The following is a 16,969-nucleotide window of genomic DNA, read 5'->3' as shown; positions in this document are numbered from 1 at the left end:
GTGCCCGGGACGCCGTGAGGTACCTGAGCCCCACTACACTTTGCGGCTATGGCAAAACCCCAGGAGAAGGTGTCGTCCGGCACGCGGCTGAAGCAGATCGGCCAGGTGTTCGCGTTCACGGCGAAGCAGGACAAGTGGTTCGTCCCGCTGGTCGTCGCGGCCGTCGCGATCCCGCTCGCGATCACCGTGACCATCGTGCTCCTGACCGGATCGTGGCCGTGGATTCCGGTCGGCATCCTGTTCACGCTGCTGGCCGTGCTGATCGTGCTGAACCTGCGGTCGAACACGGCGATGATGAACGTGGCGGAGGGCCAGCCCGGCGCCGCCGCCTCGCTGATGGAGAACATGCGCGGCGACTGGCGGGTGCGGCCGGCCGCGAGTTCCACCACGCAGTTCGACATGGTGCACGTGGTGATCGGCAAGCCCGGCGTCATCCTGCTCGGCGAGGGCGACCCGCAGCGGGTCCGCGGCCTGCTCAGCCAGGAGAAGAAGCGCCTGGTGAAGGTGATCGGCAACGCGCCGCTCTACGACTACGTGATCGGCACCGAGGAGGGCCAGCTCTCGGTCCGCAAGCTGCGCACGACCATGCTGAAGCTGCCCCGCAACCTCACCGGCAAGGACGTGAACGCCCTCGACAAGCGTCTCGGCGCTCTGATGGCGCGGCCGCAGATGCCCAAGGGCGCGATCCCGAAGAACATGCGGCCGAGCAAGGGCGCGTTCCGGCAGCAGCGGCCCCGCTGAAACCCTTCCCGCTGTACGGCGTAACGCCCGTCCCGCCTTTCGCGGTGACGGGCGTCGTCGTCCGCGCTGTTCCGGGGGTGTGCCGTGCCGAGTATCGGGGCGGTCTGCCGTTGTCCTGACGAGGCGTGCATGTGTGGGCGTACCGGATAAGTCGCTTTGAGGGGGACCCTCGCCCGAGGGTGAGTGGGCCGCATTCATCGACAAGGGCCTCCATGATCGGTCCGGGGCGCTAGCCTCGGGTCTACGCCGCCGTCGGCGATCCACGCCGGACGGTGACGCAGACTCGCATCCGTGGGCACGAAGGAGTTCCGCTCGTGGTCAGCACCCTGGCGGTCCCCGGCACCTATCCGACCCTGGCCGACGCCCTCGAGCAGGCGCCCGACGGGGCGGTCATCACCCTCGCTCCCGGCACCTACCGGGAGCGCATCGATCCGGGCGGGCGTGCCTTGACGGTGCGGGCGTCCGGCGAGCCGCGTTCGGCCGTCGTGGACGCGTCCGGGCTGGGCGGGCCGGCGCTCTCGGTCACCTCGGGCCGGGTCGAGGTGGAGGGGCTGGCACTGGTCTCGGACGTGCATCCGGCGGTGCGGGTGGCCGGCGACCGGGCCGAGCTGCGGTTGCGCGACTGCGAGCTGGGCGCCGAGCAGAACGCGGGGCTGAAAGCGGAGAACGGCGCGCTGGTCGAGGCGATCCGGGTGCTGGTGCCGGGCGGCGAGTCCGGATTCGAGTTCTCCTATGCCGACGGCACGGTCGAGGAGTGCGAGGTCCGCGACGTGAAAGCGGACGGCGTGATCGTGGTCGGCTCGAAGCTGACCGTCCGCCGCACGACGGTGAGCGGTTGCGGCAAGCGGGGTGTCTACGTCTACCAGTCCGGCCCGCTGATCGAGGGTTGCGAGATCACCGGGATCGGTGACGTGGGCATCATGGTGGTTCATTCGCGGTCGGTCCGGGTGATGGCCACGACGGTGCGGCAGACCGGCAGGGCGGGCATCGAGATCGGCGCGGACTGCACGGCCGAGATCGAGCGGTGCGTGGTGACCGACACCGGTGACCTGCCGGTCCGGGTGGATCCCCGCGCGCGGGCGACGGTGTCGCTGACCGACAGTGGTGGTATCCCGCAGGCGGGCGTGGCGACCGCGGGCATGACGCAGGACCTCGCCGAGATGGACCGGCTGATCACCGAGCTCAACTCGATGATCGGGCTGGCCGGGGTGAAGGACGAGGTCCGGGCGCTGCTCGACGAGATCCAGGTGAACGAGTGGCGGCGCTCGGCGGGCCTGTCGGTGGGCGCGGTCAGCCACCATCTGATCTTCACGGGGGCGCCCGGGACCGGGAAGACCACTGTCGCCCGGATCTACGGGCAGTTGCTCAAGGCGCTGGGGGTGCTGCCGGACGGCCGGTTCCGGGAGGTGTCCCGGCGCGATCTGGTCGGGCAGTACATCGGGCACACCGCGGAGAAGACCACCTCGGTCTTCGAGGACGCGATGGGCGGGGTGCTGTTCATCGACGAGGCGTACACGCTGGCCCGAGCCGGTGGGGCGGCCGCCGACTTCGGCCAGGAGGCGATCGACACCCTGGTGAAGCTGATGGAGGACCACCGGGATCAGGTCGCGGTGATCGTCGCGGGGTACACCCGGGAGATGTCCGACTTCCTGGACGCGAACTCCGGTCTGGCCTCCCGGTTCGCCAAGACCATGGAATTCGAGAACTACGGGCCCGAGGAACTCGTCATGATCGCCGGCCGGATCGCCCGGAACGACGACTACCTGTTCGGCCCGGGACTGCCCGAGGCGCTGCTCGACCACTTCGGACGGCTCGAACGCAATCGTAACTTCGGCAACGCCCGGGAGGCCCGCAAGCTGCTCGAGGGCATGCGCAAGGCGCAGTCCGGCCGGCTGCGGGCGATGGGCCGGATGCCCAGCCGGGACGATCTGCGCACGCTGACCGTCGACGATCTGCGGGTGGCCGCCCGCTGACCTACGTTTGTCTCATGTGACCTGTTCTCCCCGGGGAGGCGATCGGTGCACCGTGGTGAAGGAACGACGTACGGTGGGGCCGCCCCGCTGCGTCCGCCGCGCGGCGCGCCCGCGGTCCGCGGCAGTGCCGTTCCCCCGCCGCCCTCACCACCGGTTCCGCCGCCGCAGGCCCGCCCGGCCGTGCCGTACCGGCCGCCGGAGGCGACCGTTCGCGCGGTGCCGAAGAAAGGACATCTCGGCCCGTTCAACGTGACCCAGATCCTGGTCGCCGAGACCTCGATCCTGGCGGTCGCCGCGTCGTTCACCGGGACCCCGCTCACCGTCGTGGCCGCCGGGGGCGCGGCCGCGGCGCTCCTGCTGGTCTTCTTCTCCCGGCGGCAGCACCGGTGGTGGCTGGAGCACCGGCAGGTCGCCCGGGATCACCGGCGGCGCCGTGCGGCCCGCATCGACCAGCGGTCCGGGCCGGTCCTGGCGGCGCTGCGGACGATCGCCCCGGGCCTCACCGTCCACGACGTCGCGGCCTCGACCGGCGGCACGGGCGGCACGGGTGGCGCGGAGGGCACGGTCGGTGTCGGCCGGGACGAGGCCGGCTGGTTCAGCGTGGTCGGGCTCGACCCGGCCGCCGGACCGATCCCGCTGGACACCCTCGTCGGGGCGCTCGCCGGCACCGGGCAGCCCGGTCTGGTGATGGAGCTGGTCACGCACACGGTGCCGGCGCCCAGCCCGGACGTGCCGGCCGCGTCGCCGTCCGGCACCTCCTACCGTCAGCTGGTCGACGCCACCGGGACCGGGCCGGTGCCGGCCTTCCGGGAGTCGTCGATCAGCATCCGGGTCGACGCCCGGGCGCTGGCCGAGGCGCTGCTCGACCACACCGCCGACCCGGAGGCGGCCGCCACCCTGGTCGCCGGGCTGGCCCGCAAGGTGGTGACCAGCCTGCGGCGGCTCGGGATGACCGGGCGGGCACTCGACGCGGACCGGCTGCTGGCGCTGCTCGCCCGGTCCTGTGATGTCGAGCCGTGGTCGCTCGCCGACGTGCCGGGGGTCGACGAGGCGTGGGGGCATTGGCGGTCGGCCCGGCTGATCCACCGGACGTACTGGCTGAAGACCTGGCCGGCGTCGGCCACCGAGCTCGGGCCGCTGTTCGCCTGGGCGTCGACCGCGCCGGCCGCGCAGACCAGCGTCGCGCTGGTGCTCGACGCGGGCGCCGGGGACGAGGTGGCGGTGCGGGCGTTCATCCGGCTGGCGACCCGGCCGGACGCCGATCTGGCGGCTCTCGACCGGGTGCTGCAGGAGGGCGTGCGGCGGGCGGGCGGCGAGCTGCTCGCGCTCGACGGCGAGCAGGGCCCGGCGGCGTACGCGACCGCACCGACCGGAGGAGGCGCCGGATGAGCCACCCGTGGCCGCACGAGGAGGACCCCCACCGGCAGCAACAGCCGCCGCCCGCGCGCCGGGAGCCCGGCCAGGTGACGTCCGGCCGGGCCGCGGTGCCGGCGCCGGCGCCTCCAGCGGCCGGCGTCTCGTACCCGCCGCAGACCGCCCCCTCCGCCGGGCAGGCCGGGGTCTCGTACCCGCCGCAGACCGCCCCCTCCGCCGGGCAGGCCGGGGTCCGCGCCGAGCCGGTGGTGGCCCGCGGGCCGGCCGCGCCGCCGGTCACGAACGCGCCGCTGGCCCGGCCGGCCACCGGACCGGGACGGCCGCCGGACGGACCGCCGCCGGAGACCGGGGACGGTGACGGGCCACGGGACCGGACCGGGCCGTCCGGCCGGACCGGCCGGCTGCGGATCGGCTGGCATGCGATTCCACGGGCCGGGCTGCGCCGGATGACCGCCGGCCAGCCGGGTCCGGCGGGGCTGGTGCTCGGGCGCGATCAGCGGCAGGCGCCGGTGCCGGTGCCGGTACGGCTCTTCGGGCCGAACCCGGTCCGGGTGGCGCTGGTCGGCGGCGTGTGGGCGGCCCAGTTGCTGATCTTCCGGGCGTTCTCGGTGGGGGTCCGGGTGGTCGTGGTGACGACCGAACCCCGGGCGTGGGCGGGTTTCGGCGAGCGGGCCACCGGCCAGCAGAACCGGCTGACCGTGGTCGGGCAGGAGCCGGGCGGGCCGTTCGGCGGGACCGCGCAGACCCCGCTGCTGACCGTGTTCGACCTGGGGGTGACCGGGCCGGCGACGAGTCCCCCGCTGGGGCCGTGGCACACCCAGCTGACCATTCTGCGGCAGCTCGACCGGCCGGGGATGGCGGCGTTGCAGGAGGCCGGGATCACGGTCCTGCAGCGGCTCGGCGGGGACGAGGCGGCCCTGGCGGCATCGGCGCTGAAACTGGGCCCGCAGAGCGGCCGGCTGTTGCAGGGCATGGAGGACGACATGCTGGCGCTGATCGGCGACGGCGACGACCGGTTCCTGTACCTGCACCAGACCGGGGTCGAACAGCAGTACATCGGGCAGCCGCGCCGCTGACGGGTCGAACCCCGGCTGGTCGTCACTGCTGTCTCGGCCGCGCCGAGACAGCAGTGACGACCAGCCGGACGAGACGGGCAGCCGGACGAGACGGGACGGCCGGACGGGAAGGTCAGCGGACCGGCGGGGACCAGGCCAGCTGCACCAGCCGGGCGCCGTGCCTGCGGGTGATCATCCAGGCGCGGCCCGGCGGCAGCGGCTGGGGTTTGACGTTGCCGAACAGCGCACCCTCCTCACGCGGCCCGGACATCATGATCCCCGGCGACGCGAGTTCCCGGATCCGGCTGACCACCGGGTCGAAGAGCGCCCGGCCGGCCCCGCCGATCCGCCGGGTGATCACCACGTGCAGGCCGATGTCGCGGGCCTGCGGCAGGAGCTCCAGCAGCGGGTTCAGCGGGTTCGGATTGGCGCCGGCGAGCAGGTCGTAGTCGTCGACCAGGACGTAGAACTCGGGTCCTTTCCACCAGCTGCGGTTGTTGAGCATCTCGGGGGTGACGTCGGGGCCCGGTAGCCGCTCCCGCATCACCACCATCGCCTGGTTGATCAGGTCGGCGGTGACCTGGTGCGACGTACCCCATCCGATGGTGTTCTCGGCGGGAACGCAGCCGAGCAGGCTGCGCCGCAGGTCGACGGGGAGGATCCGGGCCTGGGTGGGGCTGTGGCCGGCCACGATGGACCGGGCGAGGCTGCGCAGGAACGAGCTCTTGCCGCTCTCCACGTCGCCGAAGAGCAGCGCGTGCGGTTCGGCGTCGAAGTCGAGCCAGACCGGTTCGAGGTCGGCCTCGGCGATGCCGACCGGGATCCGGCCGCCGACCGCCGGGGGCAGCGCCTCGAACGGCAGCTCCGGCGGGAGCAGCCGGACCGGCGGCGCCGGCGGGGCGGTCCAGTGCTCGTCGGCGTGCCGGACCAGCTCGGCCACCGCCTCGGAGATGTCGTCGACGCGCTGCTCGCGGTCGATGCGGGGCAGGGCGGCGAGGAAGTGGTAGCCGTCCGGGGTGAGGCCGCGGCCGGGCGCGTTCTCCGGCACGTTGACCGCCTCGCGGCGGTTGATCACCGAGTCGCCGGCCTCGCCGAGACGCAACTCGATCCGGGTGCCGAAGACGTCGCGGATCTGCGGCCGCACGTCCATCCACCGGTTCGTGGCGGCCAGGATGTGGATGCCGAACCCGAGGCCGCGGTTGGCCAGCTCGTGCACCGACGTCTCGAGGTCCTCGAACTCGGTCCGCAGCGTCGCCCAGCCGTCCACCACCAGGAACACGTCGCCGAACGCCTCGCCGGCGAACCGGCCCTGGGCGCGGGCCCGCCGGTACGCCGCGGCGCCCTCCACGTTCTCCCGGGCGAACAACTCCTCCCGGGAGCGCATCAGTCCGTGCAGCTCGGCGATGGTGCGCCGCACCTTGTCCACGTCCCGCCGGGTGGCGACCCCGCCGACGTGCGGCAGCCCGGCGAGCGCGCTGAGCGGCCCGCCACCGAAGTCGAGCCCGTAGATCTGCGCCTCGCGCGGGGTGTGCGTGAGGGCCAGGCTGACCACGAGAGTGCGCAGCAGGTTCGACTTGCCGGACTGGGCGGCGCCCACCACCATCACGTTGCCGGCGGCTCCGGCCAGGTCCAGCCACATCGGATCGCGGCGCTGCTCGTACGGCTTGTCGATGATGCCGCCGAGCGCCTGCAACGCCCCGAACCGCTCCTCGGCGTCGACGGTCAGCCCCCGCTCCGGCATGGTGATCGCGGGCGGCAGCATCTGGCCGAGGGTGGGCGCCTTGTCCAGCGGCGGCAGCCACACCTCGTGGGCGGGCGCGCCCTTGCCCTCCATCTGCCGCACCAGCACCTCGATCAGCGTGTCGCCGACCGTGGTCTCCTCCGGCTGCTCCTCGACCTTCTCCGACGAGGAGGGCAGCGGCGCCACGTAGTAGGTGGAGAAGTCGCGGATCGGGTTGCCGCCGCGACCGCCGGCGCCGGGCACCGAGCCGTTGTGGCGGACGGCGCCGGACACGTACGCCGCCTTGAGCCGGATCAGGCCCTCGGTGCCGGTCCGCAGGTAACCGTGGCCGGGTGAGCGGGGCAACTCGTACGCGTCCGGCACACCGAGCACGGCACGGCTCTCCATCGACGAGAAGGTCCGCAGCCCGATCCGGTACGACAGGTGGGACTCGAGGCCGCGCAGCCGTCCCTCCTCGAGTTTCTGCGAAGCCAGCAGCAGGTGGATGCCGAGCGACCGGCCGACCCGTCCGATCTGGACGAACATGTCGATGAAGTCGGGCCGGGCGCTGAGCAGCTCGGAGAACTCGTCGACGATGAACAGCAGGCTGGGCAGCGGCGCCAGCGGAACCCCGGCCGACCGGGCCCGCTCGTAGTCGCGCTGGGACGCGTAGTTGCCGGCCTTGCGCAGCAGCTCCTGGCGCCGGGTCAGCTCACCCTGGATGGCGCCGAGCATCCGGTCGACCAGCGGCAGCTCGCCCTCCAGGTTGGTGATCATCGCGGCGGTGTGCGGCAGCCGGTCCAGGGAGGCGAACGTGGCGCCGCCCTTGAAGTCGACGAGCAGCAGGTTGAGGATCTCCGAGCTGTGCGTCATGGCGAGCGCCAGCACCAGCGTGCGCAGCAGCTCGGACTTGCCGGATCCGGTGGCGCCGACGAGCAGGCCGTGCGGGCCCATCCCGTCCTGCGCGGACTCCTTGAGGTCCAGCTCGACCGGGCGGCCGTCGGCGCCGACCCCGATCGGCACCCGCAGCCGGTCCCGGTTGGGACGGCTGGCCCACAGGGCGTTCAAATCGATCTGGTACGGGTCGGCCTGCTCCAGCAGCTCGGCCAGCCCGGTGTCCTGGGAGATGGCGGTCTCGTCGGACTGGGCGGCGGCGGACAGCCGCAGCGGGGCCAGCTCCCGGGCCAGCACCTCGGCCTCCGGCAGGCTGAGCGCGTCGGCCCGGCCGACCTCGGTGGGACCGTCCATCGTGGTGCCGGTGACGGTGCCGTCGGCGGCGATCTCCAGCACCACCGAGCTGTCGTCGAGCAGCCGGGGCGGTGGGACCGACAGGTCGACGATGGTGACCCCGGCGACGCCGCCCTCGGTCATCAGATGGTCGGAGCCGGCGGTCGAACCCCCGTCGATGACCACCATGACGTGCGGACCGCCGGCAGCACCCGCCGGGTCGAACCGGGGCCGGTTGACCAGCACGTCGTCGAGCATCGCCTCGAGCGCCGGCACGCTCGGCGCGACCAGCCGCACCTGGCCGATCGCGTCGGTCTTGTCCGGGTGCTGGGCGTGCGGCAGCCATTTCGCCCACTCCCAGCGGGCCCGATCGTGGTCCGGCACGCAGACTCCGATCCGCAGATCGTCGGGGGCGTGGAAGGTGGCCATCTGGGCGACCAGGGCCCGGCTGAAGTCGTGCGCCTGCCGCTCGCCGCCGCGCACGTAGATGTGCGAGAAGTCGCGCAGCGCCACCGACACCGGCAGGTCCGGCACCACCGAGTAGGTGTTGAGGAACCGGCGCAGCGCCATCGTGCAGAGCGGCTCCAGCTCGTCGACCGGGCGGGTCTGCGGCGGGACCAGGCGGGTGGCGACCTCCTGCGGGCCGACCGCGATCCGGACGACGGTGAAGTCGGCGTCGCCGCGCCGGCGCTCCCACAGGCGGCCGCTGTCGGTGAACGTCCACAGTGTCGCCGGGTCGGGATTGCGGTAGTAGAGCGCCTCACGCTGCTGGCGGATCGTGGCGCGGACCTGGGCGCGCAGCTGGGAGAGATGCCGCAGGTACTGCCGCCGGGCCTCGATCATCTCGCGTTTGCCGGGGCCGCCGGTGTTGGTGGCCATCATCGCCATCATGCCGAGCATGGAGACCCCGTACATCGCGCCTGCGACGTAGGCGATCGGGCCGCGCTGCTGGGTGCCCATCATCAAGCCCATGGCCGCCGCGCCGGCGCCCATCGGCAGGATCATCAGCATCCGGCTCCAGCCCTTGCCCTCCGGCGGCGGGATCTCCGGCGGCGGGTCGAGCGCGACCTCACCGGTGGGCATCGCGGGCGCGGGACGGCGTGGCGGACGCTTGATGATCGTTACTGTCACGCTGGGCTCCCCGTAGGTCACGTAGCGACGACCATCCTAGCCTTCATCCGTGAGCGTGAATGGATCTTCCGGACGCGCTACGTTGTCCTCTGTGAGCGCACCCGCAGCGAGCGGGCCCTCCCTGGCCCGGGTCACCATCGCGGCCCCGACCCGCCGCCTCGACCTAGCCCTGCCCGACAACATGCTGGTCGGCGAGTTGCTGCCGCATCTGCTGCGGCACGCCGAGGGCGCTCTCGGCGAGCCCTCCGAGCGTTACGGCGGCTGGGTCCTGCGCCGCGCCACCGGCACCACCCTGGAGCCGGGGAAGAACCTGGCGGCCCAGGGTGTGCGCGACGGTGAGCTGCTGCATCTCAACCCGGCCCGGGAGGACTGGCCCGAGCTGGCGTACGACGACGTGGTCGAGGTGATCGCCAGCGGCTCCCGCCGGGCCGCCCGGTCGTGGAGCCCCGCCGCGACCCGGCGCTGCGGTCTGGCCGTCACCGCCGCCGCCCTGCTGCTCGGCCTGGCCGGGCTGGCCGCCACCGGCCCGGCGTGGGTGCTGCCCGGCGTGATCGCGCTCGGGGTGTCGCTCGCGCTGGCGGTTCTCGGCATCCTGCTGTCCCGCGGGTTCGGCGACGCGGGCGCCGGGGCGGTGGTGGCCGCGGCCGGCCTGCCCTACGCGTTCTTCGGCGGCGCCTGGCTGCTCACCCCGGCCGCGGCCGGCCCGCTCGGCGTCGGCGTCTCCGGCCTGCTGCTCGGCTCGTCCACGCTGCTGCTGATCAGCGTGCTCGGGCACGCCGGGGTGGCCGGGCTGACCCGGCTCTTCGTGGCGGGCATCGCGGCCGGGCTGACCGGGCTGCTCGCCGCGATGCTGGCGCTCGCCGGCATGTCCGCGGCGGGCGCCGCCGCGGTCGCGCTGACCGCCGCGATCGGGCTGCTGCCCGCCTATCCGGTGCTGGCCGGCTGGATCGGGCGGCTGCCGTTCCCGCAGCTGCCGAACCGGGCCGAGGAGATCCTCAAGGACGAGAGACTCCCCCGCCGCGAGGACGTGTTCGCCGCCGTGGTGCGGGCGTCCGAGGTGCTCAGCGGGTTCATCCTGTCGGCGGCGATCTGCAGCGTGGTGGCGATGATCTGGCTGGCCCGCGACGATCCGGGCACGTCCACGGTGCTTTTGATGATCGCCGCGGTGGCCGCGCTGCTGCTGCGGGCCCGGCTGCTGCCCACCCCGCAGCAGCGGGTGCCGCTGCTGACCGCCGGCCTGGTCGGGCTGGCCGGTCTGGGGATCGGCCCGGCGCTCGCCGGGGACCGGTCCGGGCTGACCCTGATCGCGGTCGCGGCGGTGATCGTCGCGGTGGCCCTGCCCACGGCGCTGATCTACAGCCGCCGGCCGCCGTCGCCCTACCTGGGCCGGGCCGCCGACATCCTGGACATCGTCGCGATCATGGCGCTGATCCCGCTGGCCTGCGCGGTGATCGGGGTCTTCGACGACATCCGCGGCCTGTTCGCGTCGATCGGCGGATGAGGCCGGTGACCGGACGATGATCTCGCGACGCGATCAGCTCCAGTCGTACCAGTTCATGAACCAGCGGGTGATCTCCGCGCTGGTGATGCGCGAGACCGACCCGGCACAGTCCCCGCTGCGCCGCGGCATCGGCGCGCTGTTCGGCGGCATCATGATCGCCGTCCTGGTCGCCGCCGGGTTCGGCGTCTACGGCCTGCTCACCCGCACCGGCGCCAACCAGTGGCAGCAGGAGGGCGCCGTGGTGGTCGAGCGGGAATCCGGCGCCAGCTTCGTCTACCGGGGACGGCGGCTCCTCCCCGCGGTCAACTTCGCCTCCGCGAAACTGGCCGCCGGCCGGCCGAACCCGCCGGTCTTCCGGATCGCCGCGAAGTCGCTCACCGGCACCCCGCGCGGCAACGTGATCGGCATCGCCGGCGCGCCCGCGTCGCTGCCCGATCCGGCCCGTCAGCTCCGCCTGCCGTGGGCGATGTGCGCGGTACCCGGCAACGATCCGAAGGCGGTCCTGGTGGTCGGCGCGGGTGGCCCGCCCGGCAAGGTGCTCGACGCGAGCGCCCTGGTCGCCGACGACGACCCGGGGACGGCCGGCTCGCATCTGATCTGGAAGGGCCGCAAGCACGCGATTCCGCAGACGGCCACCTTCAACGCCCTGTTCGGGCAGAACCGCCAGCCGGTCCGGGTCGCTCCCGCCTGGCTGAACACTCTGCCGGCCGGCGCCGACATCACCGCCGTCCCGGTCGCGGACCCGGGCGGCGAGTCGGGTGCGGCCCCCGGCTTCGACAACGGTGACGTCCTGGTCAGCCGGCCGGCCAGCGGCGCGGAGTTCCACATCGTCCTGGACGACGGCGTCGCCAGCATCACCGAGCTGCAACAGGCGATCCAGACCGGGCTGACCGGCGAGCGGCCCCGGGAGATCTCCCTCAACGATCTCGGCGCCCTGCCGGTGAGCCGGGCCCTCGGCGACGGCGGCGGCGACGCCGCCGGTCCGCCCAAGGTCCCTCCCCTGGAGAACGCCGCGTCCGGCGACGCGGTCTGCGCGGTCACCGCCGACGCCGGAGCGCCGCCCCGGGTCGGGATCGCCACCGGAGGCGCCGGATCGTTCGGCGCGGCCATCCCCACCCCCGGCAACAACGGCGGCGGCCGCGCCCTCGCCAGTTCCGTCCAGGTCGGCGCCGGCGGATTCGCGCTGGTGCGGGTCCCCGGCTCGGGCAGCCTCGTGCTGGTGACCGACGTCGCGCTGGCGCATCCGCTGGCCGATGAGGCGGCCGTGCAGGCCCTCGGCTACGATCCGGCCGCCGCGACCAGCGTGCCCACCGCCCTGATCAACGCGATCCCGGAGGGGGTCACCCTCGACCCGCGCGCCGCGGCCCAGGCCGCGGATCGAACTCCGCCGTGAGCAGACCGGCTAGTTCTCCCGGGCTGTCTCAGGGGCGCTGAGACAGCCCGGAGAACCAGCCGGGTCTCCCGGTCAGCGCAGCATCACTGGCGGCGCGGGTTCCAGCGGCTCGGGTGGGGTGTGCAGGCGGGCCGGCAGGCCGGGGCGCCACCCGCGGCGGCGACTGCGGCGCAGGGCGGCGGCCGTCAGCAGCAGGACCACCACCAGGACAGCGATGACGGCGGCGACGTTCATGGCGACGACCCGGCGATGGAACTCGGCGGCGTCCATCGGGGGCGCGGCGGCCGGCACACCGGGCAGCGCGCGGGGTTCCGCGTCGACCATGCGGGAGGTGAGGGCGGCGTACGGGCTGACCACCCCGGCCCCGAACGCGGGGTCGGCCGGAGCGGGGCTCGCGGTGGCCGTCAGCAGCCGGGCGACCTGCGCCGGTGTCGCTTCCGGGTACCGGGCGCGGACCAGGGCGGCGGACGCGCCGACGAACCCGGCGGCGATCGCCGTGCCACCGGTCAGCACCAGCCCCCGGCCGGTCTGCGCCGACGGCACGTCCACGCCGGGCGCCACCAGATCGACGAAGCCGCCTCGCCGGGATTCGGCCATGATCCGTCCGTCCGGGCCGATCGCGCCCACCCCGATGACGTCGTCGTAGCTCGCGGGGTACGGCGTACGCCGGCCCTTCTCGTCCCGGTCCACCTCGCCGACCGCGGCGACCACGACGGTCCCCGCCGCGACCGCGTCCGCGACCGCCGTCTGCAGGGCTCGCTGGTCGGTGTAGACGGGCACGGCCACCACCACGACGGCGGCGTCGTTCTGCACCGCGGTCCGGATGCCCTGCGCCAGTGACCCGGGAGTGGGCTCGGATCCGGCCGGGTCGTCCGGCATCACCCGGATCGGCAGCACCCGCGCGCCCGGCGCGATCCCGGCGACCTCACCGGCCGCGCGGCCGTTGATCACCCCGGCGACCTGGGTGCCCGCGCCGGTGCAGTCGGTGTCGGCCCGGCCGCCGCCGGCCACGTCGGCGCCCGCCGCCACCCGCCCGTCGAGCATCGGCTGATCGGCGTCGACTCCGGTGGAGAGCACTGCCACGACGGTGCCCGCGCCGTTCTCGAGCGGGGTGATGTCGCCGGCCTGGAGCATGATCCGCGGCCAGGACACGCGGACCTCCGCCTCGCCGGGCCCGGCGCAGTTCTGCCCGGGCGCGGCTGTCGCCGGAGCGGCGGCGAGAACGCCTGCCGTCACGACGGAAATGATGATCGCGAACCCTTTACGCGACCATTCTGAGATTGCCGGGCGGCGATTCACGGCCGCCGGGGACATCGTCCGGGAATCCAGTGGAACGGCCATTCCCCCGCACCTTTCGAAGAAATGATCGCCGAACGCGGATCGGTCGCCGACCGTGCTGCCGGCGGCCGATCCTCCGCGGCCGGGTCGTCACATGCCGGCGGCGATCTGCGCGTCGACCTGCTGCATGCGGTCGGCGGAGGCGCCCAGCTTCACACCGACGCTGGCGAGGGCCTGCTTGATCTCGGTGGCGCCCTGGTTCCACTTCTGCCGGGCGTCGTCGCAGGCGGTGCCCGCGGCGCCGGTCCAGTCCTGCGCGAACAGCTGGGTGAACGCGGTGTACAGGTCGTTGAGCTGCTGGTCCATGTCGCCCTGGAACTTGTTGATGCCGGCCGAGACCTCGTTGATCTGGCCGAAGTTGTAAGTGATGTTCATGGTCTCTGATCTCCGATCGCAGGTTCTCGTCTGGTCCGGGTCAGCCGCGAAGGGCGTTCATGACGGGGGTGTTGCCACCGGCGGCGGCGTTGCGCAGGTCCGTGGCGGCTTCCTCGTCGTTGACGCCGTAGGTCTGCGAGGCGGCGGACATCTTGCCGCCGAGCTCCGCCAGCGCCTGCATGATCTTGTTCAGACCCTGGTTGAGCTGCTCCGAGACGTCCTGAAGCGCGTTGTTCGCGGTACCGGCGAAGGCGCCACCACTGAGACCCTGGATCTGGCCGAGCAGCTGGTTCATCCCGCTGGAGATGTTCTGCCCGGTGTCCGAGCAGCGGTTGGCCATCGCGGTGAGCTGTTCCTGAGTGGCATGGACCTGACCCATGCCCGGCGTTCCTGCCACGATCTTCTCCCCGGTTCTCGTGTCGGCGATCCGGTTCCGGGCCGCCGGTGGGTTATGCCTATCCGTACGCCACTCCCCCGTACTCGGTTCGAGACTTCTTCAAAGAATCTCGCCGAACCCGAATCGGGGAGCGCGCGTACTCTCCTCTGTCAGCCGCTTTCGCGATCGATCCTTTTGATCAATAGCGGGGCGGAGAGATGGGAATCGGCGGGGGAGGCGTGATGGGTGCGAGCAATCCCTATCCGGACGGGAGTGTCGGCAGCACCGGCGCACCGTGGCTCGACGGCAACATCCCGGTCGACATCGACCTGGACGGACTGCGGGAGTACGCGACCCGGATGGCGAGCCACCAGAAGGAGATCTCCTCCCGCGCCGGCTACCTGACGACGCTGAGCCAGATACCGCAGCGCGCCTTCGACGGCGAGGTGCTGGGCGAAGCCGACGCGGTCCGGGCGCAACTGCTGGCCAACGCCGGCGAGATGACCATCTACCTGCAGAAGCTCGCCGAGTCGGTGGGCAACATCGCGAACGCGGCGCGGGTCGTGGCGGACAGCTACGGCAGCAGCGACGCGATGGCGGCAGCCTCCCTCAACGACGTCCTCTTCGCGTTCGGCGACAAGAGCGTCCCGCGCCCGGCCGGGCTGCCCGAGGGCGTCGGCCGGACCTTCCAGGAGCAGCAGGCGGCCACCGGGCCGGTGCCGCCGCCCGCGAGCAGCCCGCTGTGGCAGCCGTCCTCGTCCACGCGGATCTCGGCGTACCAGACTCTGGAGACGGCGACCGGGCCGAACGGCGAGCGCCGGGACGTGCTGACGTTCAGCCCGCCCGGCGGCCCGGTCACCACCACCACCACGGTCTACGACAGCAAGGGCGAGAAGGTCTCGGCGGTCACCGGCCGCGCGACGACCCGGCAGGTCGACGACGTCGAGATCACCGTCGAGGACACGTTCGGCGCGGACGGCAGGCAGACCGGCACCACCGAGACCCGGACCAGGTTCGACGAGAACCAGCGGGTCGAGGGCCGCAGCACCGACGTCCGGGACGCGGACGGCAACACCGTGCACCGGACGACCGAGTTCACCGACGCGAACTCCGCCGAGCGGATCACGGTCACCGAGGAACGCGACGAGAAGGGCGGGATCGTGGAGACGAACCGGGTCAACAGCGGGGTCGCGACCGAAGGGCAGGACCATGTCGGCCCGCCCATCGCCGACCCGTACCGGGTGCGGGGCTGATCGTCATGGCCGACCATTTCGGCGCCACCGCCGACCGCAACTACGGGTACACGCCACAGACCGGCCAGACGCGGTACGCCGAGCACCCGCCGTCGACCACGCCGTTCACCGGAGCTCCGGGGCCGGGCAACCCGGCCACCATCGAGCAGATCACCCAGCGGATCCGGAACATGCATCCGGAGCAGATCTCCACGCTCGCCGACCAGTGGCAGAACACCTGGTCGCTGCTGCTCGACGTCCGGGACTTCGTGCTGAACCAGAGCATCGTGCTGCGCGACGAGACCTGGAAGTCACCGGCCGCCCGGGACGCCTTCCTCCAGCGGGGACCCGGCGAGACCCTCGTCTACCTGGACGAGTGGATGGACGCGGCACAGCGCAACATCGTCGCGCTGCGTCATCTGGCCGACGTGTCGGCCGAGGCGCGCAACCAGATGGAACTACTGCTGCAGGACTACCGGCGGGAACTGGCGGGCGCGCAGGACATCGGCGTCGCCGAGAACCTCAAGGCCGTCTTCACCGAGCGCGACGGCTGGGACGACGCGGCCCAGGCGAAACGGGAGGAGGACGTCTCCGCGGTCGAACGGAAGTTCCGGGAGGAGGCGCAGGCGCTGGCCCAGCACTACGGCAACCAGTACTTCGACTACCTCGGCATGATCAGCAACGGGGCCGGCCCGCCGGTGCAGCCGCTGAACGCGGTGCTCAGCCAGCCCGGGGCGGTGCCCGGGACGGGCGGCACGGGTGGGCCCGGCCCCGGGCCCGGGGCGACCGCGCCCGGATTCCCGCCGCCGCTGGGCGAGGTCCAGCCGGGAACCCCTCCGCCGCAGGGGCTGCTGCCGCCGGGACTGAACCCGCCGGGGTTCCTGCCGCCGGGTGTCCAGCCGCCGGGTGGCGTACCCCCGGGAACTCTGCCGCCCGGTGTGCCGCCGCCCGCGACCGCGCCGCCGGGCGTGGCGCCGCCGCTGCCCCAGCCGGGTGGCAACGGCGCGGTGCCGCCCGCGGTCCTGCCGCCGGGCGCGCTGCCGCCCGGAGCCCTCCCGCCCGGCACGCTCCCGCCCGGCACGCTGCCCCCGGGCACCCTCCCGCCGGGCAAGCTGCCGCCCGGCGGCACCCCGGTGTTCCCGCCGGGCGGCGTGCGACCGGGGCTGCCGCCGCAGATCCCGCGGCCCGGCGGGCCGAACGTGGCGATCCCGCCCGGCAACCTGCCGGGACGGACCATCCGGCGGCCGGCCGCCCCGAGCGCGCCGATCGTGCCGCCGGGCGGGCGGCAGATCGGGCGGCCCGTCTTCGTTCCGCCGCCCCCCGGCGGCCGGCCCGGCCCCACCGGGCGGCCCGGGCGCACCACGCCGGGCGTCACCCTGCCGCCGCCCGGCACGCAGCGGCCCGGGCGCACCACCCCCGGCATCACTCCGCCGATCCCGCCCGGCGGGCGTCCCGGAGACCGCAGGCGTACGCAGTCGCCGGGCACCATCCCGCCGGGCCAGACCGGCCGTCCCGGGCGCGGCATCCCCGGCG

General features: G+C 73.5%; 11 protein-coding genes and 1 pseudogene. 8 read left to right on the top strand and 4 right to left on the bottom strand.

The window, feature by feature from the left end:
- Positions 1-48 precede the first annotated feature (48 nt).
- From Aut01nite_RS21325 to Aut01nite_RS21310, 4 genes are all read left to right on the top strand, one after another.
- Complete coding sequence (locus tag Aut01nite_RS21325) at positions 49-741, top strand: DUF4191 domain-containing protein (RefSeq protein ID WP_043525462.1); 693 nt, start codon at positions 49-51, stop codon at positions 739-741.
- Between the two features lie 314 nt (positions 742-1,055).
- The gene (locus Aut01nite_RS21320; protein WP_043525461.1) at positions 1,056-2,714 is read left to right on the top strand and encodes an AAA family ATPase; all 1,659 of its coding nucleotides are present in this window, start codon (positions 1,056-1,058) and stop codon (positions 2,712-2,714) included.
- A 216-nt stretch (positions 2,715-2,930) separates the two neighbouring features.
- Positions 2,931-4,103, top strand: a complete 1,173-nt coding sequence (locus tag Aut01nite_RS21315) for a type VII secretion protein EccE (RefSeq protein ID WP_043525519.1) — start codon at positions 2,931-2,933, stop codon at positions 4,101-4,103.
- Positions 4,100-5,164 carry a hypothetical protein gene (locus Aut01nite_RS21310; protein WP_236642718.1) on the top strand — a complete coding sequence of 355 codons (1,065 nt, stop codon included), beginning with the start codon at positions 4,100-4,102 and terminating at the stop codon, positions 5,162-5,164. The genes Aut01nite_RS21315 and Aut01nite_RS21310 overlap by 4 nt, the downstream gene beginning before the upstream one ends.
- A gap of 112 nt (positions 5,165-5,276) precedes the next feature.
- Here Aut01nite_RS21310 and Aut01nite_RS21305 read toward each other — a convergent pair whose 3' ends face one another.
- Positions 5,277-9,221, bottom strand: coding sequence for a type VII secretion protein EccC (locus Aut01nite_RS21305; protein WP_043525517.1), 3,945 nt, complete (start codon positions 9,219-9,221; stop codon positions 5,277-5,279).
- Positions 9,222-9,312: 91 nt separating this feature from the next.
- Between Aut01nite_RS21305 and eccD the strand changes: the two genes are divergently transcribed.
- The gene (gene eccD, locus Aut01nite_RS21300) at positions 9,313-10,722 is read left to right on the top strand and encodes a type VII secretion integral membrane protein EccD (RefSeq protein WP_043525460.1); all 1,410 of its coding nucleotides are present in this window, start codon (positions 9,313-9,315) and stop codon (positions 10,720-10,722) included.
- Between the two features lie 16 nt (positions 10,723-10,738).
- Positions 10,739-12,115 (top strand): type VII secretion protein EccB, encoded by a 1,377-nt coding sequence (gene eccB / locus Aut01nite_RS21295; RefSeq protein ID WP_043525459.1) that lies wholly within the window; start codon positions 10,739-10,741, stop codon positions 12,113-12,115.
- A 72-nt stretch (positions 12,116-12,187) separates the two neighbouring features.
- Here the strand turns inward: eccB and Aut01nite_RS21290 are convergent, their stop codons facing one another.
- From Aut01nite_RS21290 to Aut01nite_RS21280, 3 genes are all read right to left on the bottom strand, one after another.
- Entirely contained in the window at positions 12,188-13,351 is a 1,164-nt protein-coding gene (locus Aut01nite_RS21290) for a S8 family serine peptidase (RefSeq protein ID WP_052163771.1), read from the bottom strand.
- 192 nt (positions 13,352-13,543) lie between these two features.
- The gene (locus tag Aut01nite_RS21285) at positions 13,544-13,828 is read right to left on the bottom strand and encodes a WXG100 family type VII secretion target (RefSeq protein ID WP_043525458.1); all 285 of its coding nucleotides are present in this window, start codon (positions 13,826-13,828) and stop codon (positions 13,544-13,546) included.
- A 40-nt stretch (positions 13,829-13,868) separates the two neighbouring features.
- The gene (locus tag Aut01nite_RS21280; protein ID WP_043525457.1) at positions 13,869-14,207 is read right to left on the bottom strand and encodes a WXG100 family type VII secretion target; all 339 of its coding nucleotides are present in this window, start codon (positions 14,205-14,207) and stop codon (positions 13,869-13,871) included.
- Between the two features lie 239 nt (positions 14,208-14,446).
- On the opposite strand from Aut01nite_RS21280, the gene Aut01nite_RS21275 reads away from it, so the two are divergent.
- Together Aut01nite_RS21275 and Aut01nite_RS44360 are read left to right on the top strand one after the other, a co-directional pair.
- Positions 14,447-15,457, top strand: a complete 1,011-nt coding sequence (locus Aut01nite_RS21275) for a hypothetical protein (RefSeq protein ID WP_152628727.1) — start codon at positions 14,447-14,449, stop codon at positions 15,455-15,457.
- Between the two features lie 5 nt (positions 15,458-15,462).
- Positions 15,463-16,969 (top strand): annotated as a pseudogene (locus Aut01nite_RS44360) (hypothetical protein); the annotation flags it as partial.

This window comes from Actinoplanes utahensis (assembly GCF_016862455.1).
GTDB lineage: Bacteria > Actinomycetota > Actinomycetes > Mycobacteriales > Micromonosporaceae > Actinoplanes > Actinoplanes utahensis.
Note: the sequence above shows the minus strand (reverse complement) of the source record. Positions and strands in the feature narration are given on the sequence as shown.

Bases quoted from the DNA above. Each gene is read 5' to 3' on its own strand.
- Aut01nite_RS21325 (WP_043525462.1), top strand. From the start codon at position 49: ATGGCAAAACCCCAGGAGAAGGTGTCGTCCGGCACGCGGCTGAAGCAG.
- Aut01nite_RS21310 (WP_236642718.1), top strand. From the start codon at position 4,100: ATGAGCCACCCGTGGCCGCACGAGGAGGACCCCCACCGGCAGCAACAG.
- eccB (WP_043525459.1), top strand. From the start codon at position 10,739: ATGATCTCGCGACGCGATCAGCTCCAGTCGTACCAGTTCATGAACCAG.
- Aut01nite_RS21285 (WP_043525458.1), bottom strand. From the start codon at position 13,828: ATGAACATCACTTACAACTTCGGCCAGATCAACGAGGTCTCGGCCGGC.
- Aut01nite_RS21280 (WP_043525457.1), bottom strand. From the start codon at position 14,207: ATGGGTCAGGTCCATGCCACTCAGGAACAGCTCACCGCGATGGCCAAC.
- Aut01nite_RS21275 (WP_152628727.1), top strand. From the start codon at position 14,447: ATGGGTGCGAGCAATCCCTATCCGGACGGGAGTGTCGGCAGCACCGGC.